The following is a 16,782-nucleotide window of genomic DNA, read 5'->3' as shown; positions in this document are numbered from 1 at the left end:
TCGGCAGTTCCTACAGGTCCAATGCTTGCCGCGAGACAGCGTGGTGTCATGGACACCGGCTGCTGTCGCGTACGGTGAGCTCCGTCGGGAACCGGTGAGATTGCACCGGCTCACCGGCAATACGCTGTAGCAGGGTCTCAACGGCGCGTACGCCCTGAGCATGCATGCTGGTGCTGATGCTGGTGAGTTGCAGGTGCGCAGCCAGCGGCGTGTCGTTGTAGCCGACCACCGCGATATCACGTCCGGCCAGCAAGCCGCGATTACGCATGGCACCGAACAGACCAATCGCAAGAAAATCGTTTACGGCAAAGATCGCCGTGGGCGGCTGGGGGAGGCTGAGCAGGTATTCGCCGGTACTGAAGCCTGCCTGTGTATCGAAATGGCCGGGCACGACAAATTCCGGTGGGATAAGTATCCCGCGTTCACGGTAATACTCGATGAAGCTTGCGGTTCGCTCACTGGAGTTGCTGCTATGGGCTTCTCCGGCTATCACCGCGACGCGCGTGTGGCCTTGAGCGAAAAGATGCTCGGCCGCCAGCCGACCGCCCATTTCATCGTCCGAAGTGATCGAACAGTGCTGGCCACGTCGGCGGCTGACCAGCACGAAAGGCACTTGTCGTTCCGCCAGTTCTTCAAGAAATCCTGGCTGCGGGGTGCAATGCACATCGCTGATGATCAGACCTTCGACATTGCGCGCAAGGGCGCGCTCGGCCAGTTCGCGCTGGCGTTCCGGACGGTCCAGCGTGTTGGCGACGAACGAGGTGTAGCGACGTGCGCTGGCCGCTTCGTCGATGCCTTCATAAACCGTAGCCAGCACAATGTCAGAGAGTCTTGGAACCAGAATCGCGATCTCTCGGCTGTGCCGGGTCTTGAGGGTGCGGGCGTGGGTATTGGGTTGGTAATCGAGGCTGGCGGCAAGGGCGCGGATGCGCTCGATGGTCTCTTTGGAGGCTGCCCGCCCTGCATGGTCCAGGGTGCCGTTGAGTACCCGCGATACTGTCGAGACATGCACGTTAAGTTGCTGGGCGATACCGCGAAGTGTGGCGGGGCGTCTGTTCATGGGGCATGCCTCATAACGCGGAGGAGCAGGGCACAAATGCTCGCATTTCGCCGCTGGATTTGCACGGTGTGGCCCCTTGTCAGCCTGTAGCAGGGCATTTGCGCCACGATGGAGCGCGGCGTACCAAAAGATTGCACGAACCGTTGCGCAACACTACCCAAACGTTTGGGTTATTTTTTCGGGAGTTTTTTAGCGGCTCCTAACGTTATGAATCCATTGGTTTTTATCCTTCGCTTCAGGCCGATAAGCTAAGCGCGTAAAAAAGTTGGTATGCCCATTGCGTTGCACCTGTCAGTTCTCTTTACCTGACTGATGGGAAACTCGCCATGACGCACGCTTCAGCAAACCGCGCACGTAGTTTGACCCGACTGGCATTGGCCTGCTCGTTGGCGATAGGCACTCTGTCGCCATTGGCGGCAATGGCCGACAGCACGTTGCGAATCGCAATGACTGCAGCGGACATTCCGCTGACCCATGGTCAGCCGGATCAAGGGTATGAGGGCAACCGCTTCACCGGGATCACGATCTTCGACTCCCTGGTGGAGTGGGACCTGTCGCAGAGCGAGAAACCCAGCGCTCTGGTGCCGGGGCTGGCCACTGAATGGGCGGTCAACCCTGATGACCACACCAAGTGGATTTTCAAATTACGTCCCGGCGTGAAATTCCATGACGGCTCGGCGTTCAACGCCGATGCCGTGGTCTGGAACGTTAACAAAGTGCTAGACAAGCAGGCGCCGCAATACGCACCGGGGCAAATCGGCGTGACCGTCTCCCGGATGCCCACCCTGCGCAGCGCGAAGAAAATCGATGACCTGACCGTTGAGTTGACCACCAGCGAGCCGGATGCGGTGCTGCCGTATAACCTGACCAACCTGTTCATGGCTTCTCCGGTGGCCTGGCAAAAAGATTTCGCCGCCGTTCCTGCGGCCACCACAGATCCGGCCGAGCGCTCCAAGCAAGCCTGGACTGCTTTCGCCAGCCACTCCTCAGGCACGGGCCCGTTCAAGATGAACCGCATGGTGCCGCGTCAGGTGCTGGTACTGGACAAGAACCCGGACTACTGGGATGCCAAGCGCGTGCCCAAAGTTGATCGCGTGGAGTTGATCCCGTTGCCGGAAGCCAACGCCCGTACCGCTGCGTTGTTGTCCGGTCAGGTTGACTGGATTGAAGCGCCCGCGCCGGACGCCATGGATCAGATCAAAAGCAAGGACTTCAAGATTTACTCGAATGCCCAGCCGCATCTCTGGCCTTGGCAGTTCTCCTTCGCGCCAGGTTCGCCGTGGCTCGACAAACGTGTCCGTCAGGCCGCCAACTTGTGTCTGGACCGCAGTGAGCTGAAAGCTTATCTGGGCGGTTACATGCAGGAAGCCACCGGAACCTACGAGAAGGATTCGCCGTGGTACGGCAACCCTGCATTCAAGATCCGCTACGACCAGGAAGCCGCGCAGAAACTGATGACTGAGGCGGGCTACAGCAAGGCCAAACCGATCAAGGTCAAGGTCCTGACTTCGGCGTCCGGCTCAGGGCAGATGCAGCCGTTGCCGATGAATGAATACATCCAGCAGAGTCTCAAGGGCTGCTACTTCGACGTTGAAATTGCCGTCACCGAGTGGAACACGCTGTTCAGTGGCTGGCGTCTGGGGGCCAAGGATCCTGCTGCGCAGGGCGCTAACGCGATCAACGTCAGTGCGGCCGTCATGGACCCGTATTTCGGCATGGTGCGCTTTGCCAGCGAGAAGGCGTTCCCGCCGGTTTCCAACAACTGGGGCTATTTCGCCAACCCGGAAGTCGAGAAGCTGATCACCACCGTGCGCAACTCTTTCGACCCTAAAGCACTGGACGAGGCAGCCGGTAAGCTCAATGCCGCCATCGTCGATGAAGCGCCGTTCCTGTACGTCGCGCATGACGTCGGCCCGCGCGCCATTTCACCAAAAATCAAAGGCGTGGTTCCGGCGCAGAGCTGGTTCATCGACCTGACGCTGGTCTCCAAACAGGACTGAGAAGCCTGAGACCTTCAGCCGGTCCTACAGGATTGCGCAGAACCTGTGGGAGCGAGGCTTGCCCGCGATGCATGAGACGCATCTGGAAGACATACCGCGTCCTCGTTTATCGCGAGCAAGCTCTGCTCCCACATAAAAACCGTGTGAGGCGACCTTATGCTTTCCTATATCTTGCGGCGCATTCTGCTGGCGACGCCTATTCTGCTGGGCGTTGCGCTGGTGTGTTTCATGCTCGTGCAAATGGCGCCCGGCGATCCGCTGGTCTCGGTGATGCCGCCGGACGCTTCCGAAGCGTTGCGTACGCAGTTGATCCAGGCCTATGGATTCGATAAACCGCTGCCAGTGCAGTTTGGCCTGTGGCTGTGGCATGCAGTCCATGGTGATCTGGGCATGTCGATCGCCAGTGGCCGCCCGGTAACCGCTGAAGTGCTCGGCGCAGTGGGGTATTCCCTGCGGCTCGCGCTGCTGGCGACCCTGATCGGTTTTGTCCTTGGCAGCCTGTTCGGCTTCGTCGGTGGTTATTTTCAGGACAGCTGGCTGGACCGTGTGGCGTCCGCCATTTCTGCGGTGGGCGTCAGCGTGCCGCACTACTGGCTCGGCATGCTGATGGTGATCATCTTCTCATCACAGTTGGGCTGGCTGCCCGCGACCGGTGGCGGGCCTCTGGGTCAGGCCGCATGGGCGTGGGACTGGGCGCATCTGCAATTCATGATCCTGCCAGCCATCACCTTGTCGGTCATCCCCACAGGCATCATCGCTCGAACCGTGCGGGCTCAGGTCGCTGAGACGCTGGCTCAGGAGTTCATCATTGGCCTGCGTGCCAAGGGCCTGAGTGAATGGGGCCTGTTCCGCCATGTAGTGAAAAACGCTGCGCCCACAGCAATGGCGGTCATGGGCTTGCAGATTGGCTACCTGATGGGCGGATCGATTCTGGTCGAGACCGTGTTCGCATGGCCTGGCACCGGTTTGCTGCTCAATTCGGCGATTTTCCAGCGTGACCTGCCGTTGCTGCAGGGCACGATCTGGGTACTGGCACTGTTTTTCGTGGCACTCAATCTGCTGGTGGACATTCTGCAGACGTTGCTCGATCCACGTATCAAAAGGGGCTGAGCATGAACCTGTCGATATTACGACCGGCCGCACCGGTCATCGCCCCCGTAGAAAGCTCGCCGGGTTACTGGAGCGAAGTGTTCGGCCGCGTGCGCCGGGATCCAGTGGCGCTATTCGTGGGCACGATTATCTTCGTATTGCTGTTGTTGGCAGTGTTCGGCCCCTGGATCGTACCGGGTGATGCGTTCACCACTTCGATGTTCAAACGCCTCAAGCCTATTGGTACCGAGGGGTTCCCGCTGGGCACTGACGAACTGGGCCGGGACTTGCTCTCGCGCTTGATGCTGGGCGCCCGTTTGTCGCTGTTCATGGGCATCACGCCGGTGGTCTTCGCGTTTTTCATCGGTGGCGCAATTGGTGTGATTGCCGGTTACTTCGGCGGCTGGCTGAATAGCCTGATCATGCGCACGGTGGATGTGTTTTACGCGTTTCCTTCGGTGCTGCTCGCCATTGCCTTTTCCGGCGCGCTGGGTGCCGGGGTCAACAACGCTTTGTTATCCCTGACGCTGGTGTTCGTGCCGCAGGTGGCGCGGATCGCTGAAAGCGTCACCACTCAGGTGCGCAACCGGGACTACATCGAAGCCGCGCGGGCATCGGGGGCGGGTTCGTTCACGATTATTCGTACTCAGGTACTGGGCAACGTCATGGGACCGATTTTCGTGTTCACCACCGGGCTGATTTCAGTCTCGATGATCCTCGCGTCAGGCCTGTCCTTTCTGGGTCTCGGGGTTACGCCGCCGGAGCCGGAGTGGGGCTTGATGCTCAATACACTGCGTACGGCCATTTACACCCAGCCGCTGGTTTCGGCGTTGCCGGGAGCGATGATTTTCATCACTTCGATTTCTTTCAACGTGCTCGCCGATCGTTTACGGGCGGCCATGGCAATCAGGAGCTGACGATGACCAAGCGCGATATTGGCGGTCCAGCGCAGCCACTGCTGAAAGTGGAAAAACTGGTCAAGCATTTTCCGGTCAAGGGGGCGCTGGGCAAACGCAGCGTGGTCCGGGCCGTGGATGGCATCAACTTCGTTGTCCATAAGGGCGAGACGCTCGGCGTTGTCGGTGAGTCGGGCTGCGGTAAATCGACCACCGCGCGACTGTTGATGCAGTTGATTGAGCACGACAGCGGCGAACTGGTTTTTGATGCCATGACCGTTGGTGGTCATCAACTGCCATTACGCGATTATCGCCGTCAGGTGCAGATGGTCTTTCAGGACAGCTATTCGTCGCTGAACCCGCGGCTGACCATGGAGCAGTCCGTGGCGTTCGGGCCTTCGGTTCATGGGGTCAGTCAAAAGGATTCATTACTTCGCGCCCGGGATCTATTGGGGCGAGTAGGGTTGGAGCCAACCCGTTTTGCCGGTCGATATGCCCACGAACTTTCCGGCGGGCAGCGCCAGCGGGTGAACATCGCTCGCGCGCTGGCAGTCGATCCACGGCTGGTGATTCTCGATGAAGCGGTCTCGGCGCTGGATAAATCAGTAGAGGCTCAGGTGCTGAACCTGCTACTGGATCTCAAGGACAGCCTGCAACTGACCTATGTGTTCATCAGCCATGACTTGCACGTGGTGCGCTACCTGTCCGACCGGATCATGGTCATGTATCTGGGCGAGATCGTTGAAATCGGCCCTGCGGAGGCCTTGTTCTCCGACGCGCAGCACCCGTACACACAGGCGCTGCTGACCTCGATGCCGTCTATGGATCCGGCGCATCGCACGCTGATTTCGCCGCTTTCCGGTGACCCGCCCAGCCCGATCAATCCTCCCTCCGGCTGCCGGTTCCACACTCGCTGCCCTCATGCAGAGGCGATCTGTGGGCAGACCGCACCGTTGCTGACCGAGACCGGCGCGGGGCATCAGGCGGCGTGCCTGATGGTTCAGCCCGGGGCAGGGCACAGCCGCAGCCCTTCTGCGCAACTGATTCACAGAGGAGCACTGGCATGAGCGAACAACCCATGGTTGCCGTGCGTGACCTCAAAGTCCGTTTCAAGCGGGGCGGGCAGACCTTATCGGCGGTCAACGGCGTCAGCCTGCAAGTGGCTCGCGGTGAAGTGCTGGCGCTGATCGGTGAGTCCGGCTCCGGCAAGAGCGTGACCTTGCGCGCACTGATGCGCCTGCATTCGGAGCGTTCCACCACCATTGAAGGGCAAATCGATATCGCCGGGCAGGATTTGATGAAGCTGTCCCGCAGTCAGTTGCAAGCGATGCGTGGCCCTGTCACTTCGATGATTTTTCAAGAGCCATTGCTCGCGCTGGACCCTGTTTACACCATTGGTCAGCAGATCGTCGAAGCGCTGCGTCGGCACCGCTCCATGTCCAAAACTGAAGCCCGGGCGGCGGCTCTGGAGGCCTTGCGCAGTGTGCGCATTCCAAGCCCTGAACAGCGTCTGGACGCTTATCCGCACGAGATGTCCGGCGGTATGCGCCAGCGGGCAATGATCGCCCTGGCGTTAGCGTGCAAGCCGCAAATTTTGCTCGCAGACGAACCGACTACCGCCCTCGACGCCACGGTGCAGATTCAGATTCTGATCCTGCTGCGCGAGCTACAGCAGGCCCTTGGTTTGTCGATCATCTTCGTCACCCACGACATTGGCGCGGCGGTGGAAGTAGCCGATCGGGTCGCGGTGATGTACGGCGGGCGTATCGTTGAGCAAGCGCCGCTGGCTGAATTGCTTGAGAACCCACAGCACCCCTACACGAGAGTGTTGCTCGGCACACGACCCAAAGACGGGCTACGCAAAGGCGAGCGTCTGGTGAGTATTCCCGGTGCGCCTCCGGACCTGGCCAACCTGCCGGCGGGCTGCGCGTTCGCACCGCGTTGCCCGCGAGCGAGCGATGTCTGTCGCAGCGAAGTCCCGCCCATCGAAGCGCTTCTTGCCGAGCACACCGTGAGTTGCCATCACTGGAGTCAGGCCCCCGTTCATTCTGTTTGTGAGTCCATGACATGACCGATTCTGCTTTCGCTTTGATGCCTTATCCCCATGTGGACGTGCCGCGTGCGGCCAGTGGTCCATTGGCCGGTTACACGTTTGCCGCCAAGGATCTGTTTGATGTGGCGGGTTACCCCACTGGCGGTGGTAATCCCCATGTGTTGGCGATGTCCGGCATCAAGACAGCCACCGCGCCCACCATCCAGCGTTTGCTGGATGCGGGTGCTGAGCTGGTGGGCAAGGCGCACACCAATGAAATGGCGTTCTCGATGAGTGGCAAAAACGCCCATTACGGTACACCGCGTAACGGCGCTGCCCACGACCGGATACCCGGTGGTTCGTCTTCAGGCTCGGCATCGGCGGTGTCCAATGGTTTGTGCGATTTCGCCATGGGCAGTGACACTGGGGGGTCGGTCCGTACTCCGGCCAGCTATTGCGGGCTGTACGGCTTACGCCCGAGCCATGGCCGGGTCTCGCTGGCAAAAACCCAGGCGCTGTGCGAAAGCATGGACACCGCAGGGTATTTCGCCCGTGAGGCCAAGGTGTTCGGGCTGGTAGGCGAATGCCTGTTGGGCGAGGACCCGGCACCGCTGCCGGAGGCACCACTACTGATGATCAGCGAGGCGCTTTTCGGTCTTTTGCCCGCAGCCTCTCTCGATGCGCTGGCACCCGCCATTGCGCAAATTAGCGCCTGCTGCGGGCCGCTGGAAAAACTCGAAGGTGAACTGCCCTCGCTAGACGACGCTTATTGGGCGTTTCGCTACATTCAAGGCCGCGAAGCCTGGCAGGCTCAGGGCGAATTGATCGAGCGCGAAGGTTTAGCGTTGGGGCCTGATGTCGCTGCACGTTTCGCCTGGTCCAAAGCCGTCACCGACGAGCAGTACAACGATGCCTGCGCCTTGCGCGAACGCTTTGCCGCGACGTGGAAAACGCTGCTGGGTGACCGCGTGCTGGTCATGCCAACCGTTCCCGACATCGCTCCGCTGCTCGTTGCCAAAGACGAAGAAATCGAAGAAATCCGGCGCATTTCCCATCACTTGCTGGCGATTTCCGTGTTGTGCAAAACCCCGCAACTGACCATGCCGCTGGTCACGAAAGACGGTGTACCGCTGGGCATCTCGCTGATGGGGCCGGCAGGCAGTGATTTGAGCCTGGTGAAGTTGGCAGTGAAGATCGCCGGGGCTTACCACACCGTCGTCTAGTCAGTACTGGACCTGTAGGAGCTGCCGAAGGCTGCGATAGCGGTGTATCGGGATAACTGCTTCGCTGCCTCCGGCAGCTCCTACAGAGCGTGTGTTTGCAAATCAGAAAGTCAGTGCCCAAAAGATTGGAGAATCACCATGAACACCCCGTTCACCTCGACAACATTGCTTACCTCCAATGCACCGCTGATCAACAGCGAGCGTCTCTGGCAATCATTGATGGATCTGGCCCGGATCGGCGCCACGGCCAAAGGCGGTGTTTGTCGTCTTGCGTTGACTGACCTTGATCGACAGGCGCGTGACCTGTTCGTCAAATGGTGCGAAGAAGCGGGTTGCGCGGTCAGTGTGGACGCCATCGGTAACATCTTTGCCCGTCGTCCAGGTCGTAACCCCGGACGCGCACCCGTGATGACCGGAAGTCATATCGATACTCAGCCCACCGGCGGCAAGTTCGACGGTTGCTTTGGGGTCATGGCCGGACTGGAGGTGATTCGTACCCTTAACGACTTGGGGCTGGAAACCGAGGCGCCCGTGGAAGTGGTGGTGTGGACCAACGAGGAGGGCTCGCGCTTTCCTCCGTGCATGATGGGTTCCGGGGTGTTCGCAGGCCAACTGGATCTCGCAGACACGCTGCTCAAGCGAGACGAGCAAGGCCTGGTTGTGGGCGAAGAGCTGCAGCGTATCGGTTACGCAGGCAGCAGGGCGGTGCTGGGGCACCCGGTCGGTGCGTACTTCGAAGCGCACATCGAGCAGGGACCCATTCTCGAAGATCAACGCAAAACGATTGGCGTGGTCATGGGTTGCCTGGGGCAGAAGTGGTTTGACCTGACGCTCACTGGCGTCGAAGCGCACGCCGGGCCTACCCCGATGTCCTTGCGCAAGGATGCTCTGGTGGGGGCTGCGCAGGTCGTGAGTGCGGTCAATCGCATCGCCTTGCAAAGCCAGCCCCACGCCTGTGGCACCGTGGGTTGCCTGAATATCCATCCGGGGTCGCGTAACGTGATTCCTGGCGAAGTGAAGATGACCATCGACTTCCGCCACCTTCAGGCCGACAAACTGCAAGCCATGGTCGATGAGCTGGAGCAGGTCATCGAGAGCACTTGCTCGCAACACGGCCTGACCTGGCAACTGACGCCGACCGCAGACTTCCCGCCGCTGGACTTCGACGACCTGTGTGTCGATGCCGTACGCCAAGGGGCGGCGCAACTGGGACTGAGCCATATGGACATCGTCAGCGGCGCAGGGCACGACGCGATTTTCATCGCCGAGTTGGGCCCGGCGGGCATGATCTTCGTGCCGTGCGAAGGCGGCATCAGTCATAACGAAATTGAAAATGCGACTCCGGAAGATCTCGCCGCGGGTTGCGCGGTATTGCTGCGAGCAATGGTAAGTGCCGCTGAATAATATTCCGGGTTTCCATCGGTCAAGGACATTGCTGGAGTTTGATGAGCCGGCAATGTCTCTTTGTTTCATTGCAGTAACTTATAAACAAACGAATATATCTATTCGCGATAATCGCTATAACGATAACTTCAAATGAGGGTGTTCAATCAGTTCAAACGCGAGGTCACGAAGATCAGGCGTAAAGTCGCCAATGCAATGGCTTCGGCCTCGCCCTTGATATTTTCGATCTGGGTGTGCCTGCTACCCGCTTTACCTGGTCCACTGCTGGCGTCGGCCAGCCGACTGATTTGATACAAGTCAGTGGTGATACCGTGCAGGTTGGCCTGCAGACGTTCAATCAGGCTGTCCATGCGCTCAGTGCCGTTCATGTCATCGTGCACAGACAAATTCGCCGACAGTTCGTTGACTCCCAACTCCCCGTTAACGACGGGCAAACGAAGGCCGGTCACTACATAGGCTACATCGATACCGCCTTTGGCGATTCGGGACAGATAATCGGCTCTGGGATATCGCAAGCCGTTTTCGTAATTGCCTTGCGCATTGGTTTCAACACCGCCAATTGAGCCCAGCGCGCTTTGTGACAGTTTGAGGCGCAGGCGTTCTTCTTTCAGACGTTGACCGATGTGAGTCATGGCGGTTTTCCGAGCAGTTATTCATCAGGATTGCCACGCCTGAGGGCGGCAACTTGTCAGGGGTGAGTATGACTAATCCAGATTCACAGCAAAGATAATGAAATCAACCAGATATGAAAGTCCGGTGCGTCTGTGCCACGAAAAGAATGTTAACAATACAGCCAAATGAAACTCAAGGGGGTTCAGGCGCGTTAATTAGTTGGGCGATAGTTTCAATCAGATGTGTTAACGATAAGCATGCATTGCAATGAATGCCATAAGCAGCGGCCCACTGAGGGGCCGCGTAGGGAGTTCAACGTATCAAAGGCACCGCGTACTGGTCTGTGCCGACCAGGCGGTTGCCGTTTTGGCGATAGTGTCCGCCAGTCGCGAAACCGCTCGCTGGTGAGCAATCACCAGATTCTCCATGCCTTCGCCCGCAGACTCACGGATAACGCTGCTGCAGGTCAGGCTTTGGCGTTTGGCGTCGTTGTTGCGCAGGCCCAGGGTCCATACCACGTCGATCAATGCGTATTGACTCAGCACTGATTCAAAACGGCGTACATCGGTGCGCACGGATAGCACCGGTTGAGAGGCATCCTTGGGCAGCCCGGCCATGTCTCGGCTGCCGAAGCGACGCTCCAGTTGGCCGGTCAACGCATCATGAAACTCGTCACCGAGTGGCGACCCCCAGCGCTCGGCGTCCAGAATCGCCAGGCTGCCGTTGCCTTGGCGTACCACCAAGGGGGGTTGATCGACTTGTACGGCCATCAACACCGGCAGCATCTCGAACTGGAACGGTGCAGGGCTGGCAACCGGTTGCGGGTTAGAACCCATGGGCGCGATCAGCGTGTAGTAATGGGTGGGTGTCGAGGAACAGGCACTGATGCCCAGGGCGGCAACCAATGCCATGAATGTCAGGCGCAGACTCATTGTTGTGGCTCCAGGTCGATGGCACGAGAGGATGGCGGGGCTTTGTAGGAACCAGGCGCGGCGTCACCGGTGCGGCCACGGAGCAGCGCTTCAGGGTGGCGGCTGAGGAAGTCGGTCAGCACCCGGACTGAACGGGCGGTGCGCTGTACCTCATCCATGGCCTGACCCAGTTGCTGACGGGCCGGGGAGTCTTCAGCCAGGCTGTCGTTGGCAGTACCGAGGGTTTTCTGCGCCTGTTTCAAGGTGCCACGCATCTCAGGCAAGACCGTACCATTAACGGTTTTGAGGGTTTTCTGAAGTTCGCTCAAACTGCCGTTGAGGTTGTTCGCCAGATCATCGAGAGGCAGTTTTCCGAGTTTCTCGACAAAGGCCTGCAGTTGCTCCTGCAACTTGTCAAAGCTACCCGGTACCGTAGGGATTTCCAGCGGGCGTGCCTTAGGGTCGAACACGACTTTTGGTGCCTTGGGATCAAAGTCCATCGCGACGTACAACTGGCCGGTCAGCAGGTTACCGGTGCGGATCTGGGCGCGCAGGCCGCGGGAAACAAATGCGCCGAGGATGCGCGCAGATTGCTGATCAAGGTCGCCGCTGCCGCCCAGTTGCTGGAGCTTCTCTTCCGCTGCGCCGAGGCGTTTTGGATAGATAACCGCGCCAACAATACCCGGGAAGGACTGAGAGGCAGGGTCGTAGTCCAGGTCCACCGACACAACGCGGCCAATGTTCACCCCAAGGAAATCAACCGGTGCATTGACCACCAGGCCACGCAGGGATTGCTGGAAGCGCATGCGGATATAGCGGGGTTCGCCATCCGGCGGCGCGAGTGCTGCGGTCTGATCGTCAAAAATCCGGAACTCGGCATTCTCTTCTGCAGGCTTGGCATCGGGACTCCAGTTCGGTTCACGGAAGGCGATCCCTCCGGATAGGATCGAGGCCATGGATTGAGTATCAATCTTCAGGCCCGAAGCCCCAACCGTCACATCCACGCCACTGGCGTTCCAGAAGCGGGTGTCGGTGGAGATGTATTGATCATTGGGCGAGTTGATGAAGATCTGGATATCGACGCCTTTGCCATCTTTGGACAGTTCGTAGGACACCACCTGACCGACCTGGATGCGTCGGTAGTAAACAGGGGAGCCGATATCCAGAGACCCCAGATCATCTGTATGCAGCTTGAAACGCTTGCCTCTGTCGCCAAAGGTGACCGGAGGCGGTGTTTCAAGGCCGTCGAATTCGGATTTGGTTTTTTCCGAACTGCCAGCGTCTGCCCCAATGAACGCTCCGGACAGCAAGGTATCGACACCCGTGATGCCTTGCGCACCAATACGTGGTCGGACTACCCAGAAGTGGGTGTCTTCACGGGTGAACGGACCCGCATTGTTGTTCAGCTCAATGGTGGCCAGCACGTGCGTGCGGTCTTCGCTCAGCGCGATGTTAGTCACTACCCCGATGACCACGTTCTTGTACTTGACCTGTGTCTTGTTGGCTTCCAGCCCCTCCGCCGTCTGAAAGCTGACGGTAATTTTCGGGCCAATGGACATCCAGTCGTGAACGGCCATGGAGAGGCCGATCAGGGCCGCGACGATCGGCACCAGCCAGACGAGCGAAACACGCACGCGCCGCCGTTTGATGTCCGGGCTGCGTGGAGCCGATGAAGAAGGGGGGAGGGTATTGTCAGACATCTTCAACCTCTGCGTCCCAGATAAGCCGGGGATCGAAACTCATGGCAGCGAACATCGTCATCACCACTACAAGACCAAAAAACAGAATGCCGATTCTCGGCTCGATAGTGCTGAGCTCATGAAACTGCACAAGGGCGGCAACCAGTGCCACCACTAACACATCGAGCATCGACCAATAGCCGATCAGTTCGATGAATCGATACAACTTTGCCCGCTCACGCATGGCCCAGGTACTGCGCCGCTGACAGGTGACAAGCAGCAGCCCCAGAACCACGAACTTGATGCTGGGCACCACGACACTGGCGATGAAAATCAGCAGGGCGATGTCCCAGGAACCACTTTTGAAGAATTCGATGACTCCACTCATGATGGTGTTCTGGCTGCTGTTGCCAAACATCGTGGTGTACATCACCGGCAGGGTGTTGGCCGGTATATAGAAAATCAGTCCGGCAATCAGAAAAGCCCAGGTGCGAACAATGCTGTTGGGTTTACGGGCATGCACGGGGGATTCGCAACGTGGGCATTCATGCGTGTCTTCGGGGCACGCGTAGCCACAGATATGACACAGTACAAGGCCGTGTTCGTGGGCAAAGGGTATACCGTTCACGAAGGCTGCACTCCTGATTCGGTCCAGAGGCGGCGGGTGTGTTTGCCGGCAATCAGGATGATCAGCACCATCAACATGGCCATCGCCCACAAGCCGACACCTGCATGCACGTCGAGCATGCCCGAGAGTTTCACGATGGCCACCAGGATGCCCAGCATGCACACCTCCAGCATGCTCCACGGACGCAGGTGTTCCAGCGCACGCATACACATTTTGAAGCCCGGAGCTATTCGGCCTTTCTGGGCATGTAACAGCACCCAGAACAACAGGATGATCTGCAGCATTGGCGCAAAAATAATCGACAGCCCGGCGACCAGCGCTATCAGAGTGATGCGTCCCTGAGCGAGCGCTTCGACTGAAGACCAGAGCGTGACCTCATTGCTCAGGCCTTTCATGCTGATGCTGATGACCGGGAAGACATTGGCAAATACAAACAGCACAGCAGCGGCGATGGTCAGCGCCAGCAATTGCTCAAGGCTCAGGCGATGAGCGCGCCCGAGTACGGCACCACATCGCGCGCAGGAAGCCGTTTCGCCTTTATGCAAAGGCACAGCCTCGTACAACGAGTCGCAATGTTCGCAGATAATTAAATTAGCAGGGGGGCTGGTATCAGGCAAAGTGATGTTCATCTACGCCGTGGGCCGGGGAGGATAACGCAAGAGACAGAAAGGCGAGAAGATACTTCTAGGCATCTGTATAGCTCCATTATCAGCCCGTCCCGAAAAGGTCAGCAGTATCGGTATGAAAGATGGACCGCGGGCGTTGTCTGACGTTCACATGTCACTAAGCCATTATTTAGTACGAGGCGTTACTCGACTGGCGTGCGTGGCATGAGTCGGTGAATAGGACTGCACTGACAGAGAGCCTGAGCTCAGATCACCGCGATCTGTGGGTATGAAGGAGGCTGCTGTCGCTGAAACTCCGCTGCAAGATACTCGTCGGCCGCGCTCGCACTCAACGGTCTGGCGAAGAAGTAGCCTTGCAGCAGGTGACAGCCCAGCGTGCGCAGTTGTTCTATTTGCACTTCGGTCTCAACCCCTTCGGCGACGATTTCCAGTCCAAGGTTTATCGCCAGCCCAATGGCCGTGGCGCAAATTTCCAGATCCTTGCCTCCGTTGCCAATATCGCGCACGAAACTGCGGTCAAGCTTGAACGCATGCACGGGCAGGACTCTCAGGTAGCCCAGTGAAGAATAGCCGGTGCCGAAGTCATCAATCGACAGCCTGACGCCTAACCGACGCAGGGCGCTAAGGCGCTCTATGGAGCGCTCCGGATCCTGCATGAGCACTGACTCGGTAATTTCCAGCTCCAGGCTGTCACCCTTGAGGTCAAAACGCTGCAGCGCCTGTGTGACGGTTTCTTCAAGGTCAGTGGCCAGTAATTGCTGCACCGACAGATTCACGGCCACTTTAAGGTGAGTAAAGCCCATGGCGTGCCAGCGAGCGAGCTGTTCGCAGGCTGTTTCTATGACCCATGCGCCCATGTCGGCGATGATACCCATGGACTCCGCGACTTTAATGAAACGGTCTGGCATGACCAGCCCATATACGGGGTGCTGCCAGCGAATGAGCGCTTCAAGACAGACTGTCTGTCCGCTGGATGCCAGCACCTGCGGTTGATAGCACAGGAAGAACTGCCCCTGGTCCAGGGCCTGACCAAGCGCCGCTTCAAATTCGACCTGCTCTTGAATGTTTTCTTTCAGGGCAGGGTGATAGACCCGCAGATTGCCAGGACCAAAACTCTTGGCTTCATGCAGAGCCAGTTCAGCCGCGCCGAGGATGTCCTCGGGTTGGCAAGCATCATCAGGAAATACTGCCACACCGGCACTTGAGGTCACTTTCAACGGGCTGCCAGCGACATCGAACGATGATGCCAGGGCCTTGGACAATTTCTCTTGCAGGCAGGAGACACCTTGCTCGCTCTTGATTCCGCTGGCGCCCACCAACAGCTGACCGGTACCCACCCGGGCAATCAGGTCGCTGTCTCGCGTCGTGAGCTGCAGGCGTTGGGCGATCTCTATCAGTAGCTGGTCGCCTGCTTTGTGGCCTCGGGTGCCATTGATAATCCCGAGTTGATCAAGCTCCAGCAGAAATACCACCAGCCGGGTCTGACTCTGTCTGTTGATTGCTATCAGACTCTGCAGCCTGACCAATGCACCTGCGCGATTTGGCAGTGCCGTCAGAGCATCGTTGTGAAGCGCGTGTTCAAAGCGTTGGTTGGCGATCCGGTGACTGTTGATTTCCTGCTCAAGGGCTTTATTGATCAGTGCCTTCTCTCGCCTGCTCCTGGAGACATTTGTCTTGATCATCACGGAAAACCAGACGGCCAGGAACAAGAAGGCAAACGCGCCCAGGTAGGGCAGTTTGACGATCCCTGCGTCGGCCAGACTGGTGCACACCGTCGCGCTCAACAATAGGGTAATAGTCGTCCAGATCACGATGTTGGAGAGTTTTCCCGCCTGCTTTCTTATGCTCAGTGCAAAGGCTGTTACCCAGATCAGCATGCCGTAGGAGAACACGCGCATAACGTGATAAACGGCCGATGGCTCTCCGGACAGAATGTATAACTGTTCGCCCCACGCGAATGTGCTCGGACTGTCCGAGTCCAGTTGAGCGAAACGGTAGCCCAAGGGCGCAGCCGCGTTATAGATGATTGCGACAAGTGCGGCGCCGGCCGTTAGATAACAGGCTCTGTAAGCATTCCGTCTGTTTTGCAGCGCGGCTATCAGGTAACTGCTCAGCGGTATCAGCAGCAACGAAAAAAAGTTGACCCATTTATGAGCAGAAATGGCGGCTTCAAGTGTCTGGGCCGAGTATTGAAGGGCACTTGATACCTGAAACAGGGTAAACACCAGACAAATTGCCGAAAACATCCAGCAGGCTCGCGTGTAGCCGCTGCTGCGGGCCAGCAACGCAGCATTGAACGCGCCCATGATCAATATTCCCGTGGAGATGAAATACAGAGCCAGGATGGGTGCGATCATTTATTCCTCTGAGTGGGATCGGCGCGCCAGCAACTGCAAAGTCGGAATGAAGGGTTGCTGAATGGGATCCAGTGGTAATGATAGCATCAAATGGCCATTATTTTGTCTGCTTATCTGTATAGTAATTGTCGGAATTTGACAGGTGAGCTGCCTGACGAACCGCATCGCGGTCTTAAACAGATTTCATTAAGCATCAGGTCAATAATGCATTTGAAACCTTGTAGGAACCAACTTGTTGGCGAAGCTGAGTTTTTAAGGGTTCAGG

14 protein-coding genes are annotated in these 16,782 nt (G+C 58.2%); 7 read left to right on the top strand and 7 right to left on the bottom strand.

Annotated features, from left to right (window positions below):
- Positions 1-46: 46 nt before the first annotated feature.
- Positions 47-1,060, bottom strand: a complete 1,014-nt coding sequence (locus AUC61_RS24425; protein ID WP_243248810.1) for a LacI family DNA-binding transcriptional regulator — start codon at positions 1,058-1,060, stop codon at positions 47-49.
- A 326-nt stretch (positions 1,061-1,386) separates the two neighbouring features.
- On the opposite strand from AUC61_RS24425, the gene AUC61_RS24420 reads away from it, so the two are divergent.
- The 7 genes from AUC61_RS24420 (at position 1,387) to AUC61_RS24390 (ending at position 9,704) form a co-directional block, all read left to right on the top strand.
- Positions 1,387-3,060, top strand: coding sequence for an ABC transporter substrate-binding protein (locus AUC61_RS24420; RefSeq protein WP_243248808.1), 1,674 nt, complete (start codon positions 1,387-1,389; stop codon positions 3,058-3,060).
- Positions 3,061-3,216: 156 nt separating this feature from the next.
- A complete protein-coding gene (locus tag AUC61_RS24415; protein WP_122664344.1) occupies positions 3,217-4,170 on the top strand; it encodes an ABC transporter permease in 954 nt (317 codons plus the stop codon).
- Between the two features lie 2 nt (positions 4,171-4,172).
- Complete coding sequence (locus AUC61_RS24410; protein ID WP_243248807.1) at positions 4,173-5,066, top strand: ABC transporter permease; 894 nt, start codon at positions 4,173-4,175, stop codon at positions 5,064-5,066.
- Positions 5,067-5,068: 2 nt separating this feature from the next.
- Entirely contained in the window at positions 5,069-6,112 is a 1,044-nt protein-coding gene (locus AUC61_RS24405; RefSeq protein WP_243248806.1) for an ABC transporter ATP-binding protein, read from the top strand.
- A complete protein-coding gene (locus tag AUC61_RS24400; protein ID WP_243248805.1) occupies positions 6,109-7,116 on the top strand; it encodes an ABC transporter ATP-binding protein in 1,008 nt (335 codons plus the stop codon). Before AUC61_RS24405 ends, AUC61_RS24400 begins: the two co-directional genes overlap by 4 nt.
- The gene (locus tag AUC61_RS24395; RefSeq protein WP_243248803.1) at positions 7,113-8,300 is read left to right on the top strand and encodes an amidase; all 1,188 of its coding nucleotides are present in this window, start codon (positions 7,113-7,115) and stop codon (positions 8,298-8,300) included. The genes AUC61_RS24400 and AUC61_RS24395 overlap by 4 nt, the downstream gene beginning before the upstream one ends.
- A 138-nt stretch (positions 8,301-8,438) precedes the next feature.
- The gene (locus AUC61_RS24390) at positions 8,439-9,704 is read left to right on the top strand and encodes a Zn-dependent hydrolase (RefSeq protein WP_243248801.1); all 1,266 of its coding nucleotides are present in this window, start codon (positions 8,439-8,441) and stop codon (positions 9,702-9,704) included.
- 146 nt (positions 9,705-9,850) lie between these two features.
- Here AUC61_RS24390 and AUC61_RS24385 read toward each other — a convergent pair whose 3' ends face one another.
- From AUC61_RS24385 to AUC61_RS24360, 6 genes are all read right to left on the bottom strand, one after another.
- Positions 9,851-10,336: a helix-turn-helix domain-containing protein gene (locus tag AUC61_RS24385; protein WP_243248799.1), complete on the bottom strand. Its 486-nt coding sequence runs from the start codon at positions 10,334-10,336 to the stop codon at positions 9,851-9,853.
- Positions 10,337-10,636: 300 nt separating this feature from the next.
- Entirely contained in the window at positions 10,637-11,248 is a 612-nt protein-coding gene (locus tag AUC61_RS24380) for a PqiC family protein (protein WP_243248796.1), read from the bottom strand.
- On the bottom strand, positions 11,245-12,927 hold the full coding sequence (locus tag AUC61_RS24375) for a PqiB family protein (protein WP_243248794.1): 1,683 nt from the start codon (positions 12,925-12,927) through the stop codon (positions 11,245-11,247). Before AUC61_RS24375 ends, AUC61_RS24380 begins: the two co-directional genes overlap by 4 nt.
- The gene (locus AUC61_RS24370; RefSeq protein WP_243248792.1) at positions 12,920-13,534 is read right to left on the bottom strand and encodes a paraquat-inducible protein A; all 615 of its coding nucleotides are present in this window, start codon (positions 13,532-13,534) and stop codon (positions 12,920-12,922) included. Before AUC61_RS24370 ends, AUC61_RS24375 begins: the two co-directional genes overlap by 8 nt.
- Complete coding sequence (locus AUC61_RS24365) at positions 13,531-14,163, bottom strand: paraquat-inducible protein A (protein WP_243248790.1); 633 nt, start codon at positions 14,161-14,163, stop codon at positions 13,531-13,533. The genes AUC61_RS24370 and AUC61_RS24365 overlap by 4 nt, the downstream gene beginning before the upstream one ends.
- Positions 14,164-14,405: 242 nt before the next feature.
- Positions 14,406-16,517 (bottom strand): putative bifunctional diguanylate cyclase/phosphodiesterase, encoded by a 2,112-nt coding sequence (locus AUC61_RS24360; RefSeq protein ID WP_243248788.1) that lies wholly within the window; start codon positions 16,515-16,517, stop codon positions 14,406-14,408.
- Positions 16,518-16,782 lie beyond the last annotated feature (265 nt).

The sequence above is a fragment of the Pseudomonas maioricensis genome, assembly GCF_022790535.1.
Classification (GTDB): Bacteria; Pseudomonadota; Gammaproteobacteria; order Pseudomonadales; family Pseudomonadaceae; genus Aquipseudomonas; species Aquipseudomonas maioricensis.
The sequence above is the reverse complement of the archived record's forward strand: the minus strand, read 5'-3'. Positions and strand labels throughout refer to the sequence as shown.

What these genes read in the sequence shown, in the direction of transcription:
- AUC61_RS24425 (WP_243248810.1), bottom strand. Translation starts at nt 1,060, where the DNA reads ATGAACAGACGCCCCGCCACACTTCGCGGTATCGCCCAGCAACTTAAC.
- AUC61_RS24420 (WP_243248808.1), top strand. Translation starts at nt 1,387, where the DNA reads ATGACGCACGCTTCAGCAAACCGCGCACGTAGTTTGACCCGACTGGCA.
- AUC61_RS24415 (WP_122664344.1), top strand. Translation starts at nt 3,217, where the DNA reads ATGCTTTCCTATATCTTGCGGCGCATTCTGCTGGCGACGCCTATTCTG.
- AUC61_RS24410 (WP_243248807.1), top strand. Translation starts at nt 4,173, where the DNA reads ATGAACCTGTCGATATTACGACCGGCCGCACCGGTCATCGCCCCCGTA.
- AUC61_RS24405 (WP_243248806.1), top strand. Translation starts at nt 5,069, where the DNA reads ATGACCAAGCGCGATATTGGCGGTCCAGCGCAGCCACTGCTGAAAGTG.
- AUC61_RS24400 (WP_243248805.1), top strand. Translation starts at nt 6,109, where the DNA reads ATGAGCGAACAACCCATGGTTGCCGTGCGTGACCTCAAAGTCCGTTTC.
- AUC61_RS24395 (WP_243248803.1), top strand. Translation starts at nt 7,113, where the DNA reads ATGACCGATTCTGCTTTCGCTTTGATGCCTTATCCCCATGTGGACGTG.
- AUC61_RS24390 (WP_243248801.1), top strand. Translation starts at nt 8,439, where the DNA reads ATGAACACCCCGTTCACCTCGACAACATTGCTTACCTCCAATGCACCG.
- AUC61_RS24385 (WP_243248799.1), bottom strand. Translation starts at nt 10,336, where the DNA reads ATGACTCACATCGGTCAACGTCTGAAAGAAGAACGCCTGCGCCTCAAA.
- AUC61_RS24380 (WP_243248796.1), bottom strand. Translation starts at nt 11,248, where the DNA reads ATGAGTCTGCGCCTGACATTCATGGCATTGGTTGCCGCCCTGGGCATC.
- AUC61_RS24375 (WP_243248794.1), bottom strand. Translation starts at nt 12,927, where the DNA reads ATGTCTGACAATACCCTCCCCCCTTCTTCATCGGCTCCACGCAGCCCG.
- AUC61_RS24365 (WP_243248790.1), bottom strand. Translation starts at nt 14,163, where the DNA reads ATGAACATCACTTTGCCTGATACCAGCCCCCCTGCTAATTTAATTATC.
- AUC61_RS24360 (WP_243248788.1), bottom strand. Translation starts at nt 16,517, where the DNA reads ATGATCGCACCCATCCTGGCTCTGTATTTCATCTCCACGGGAATATTG.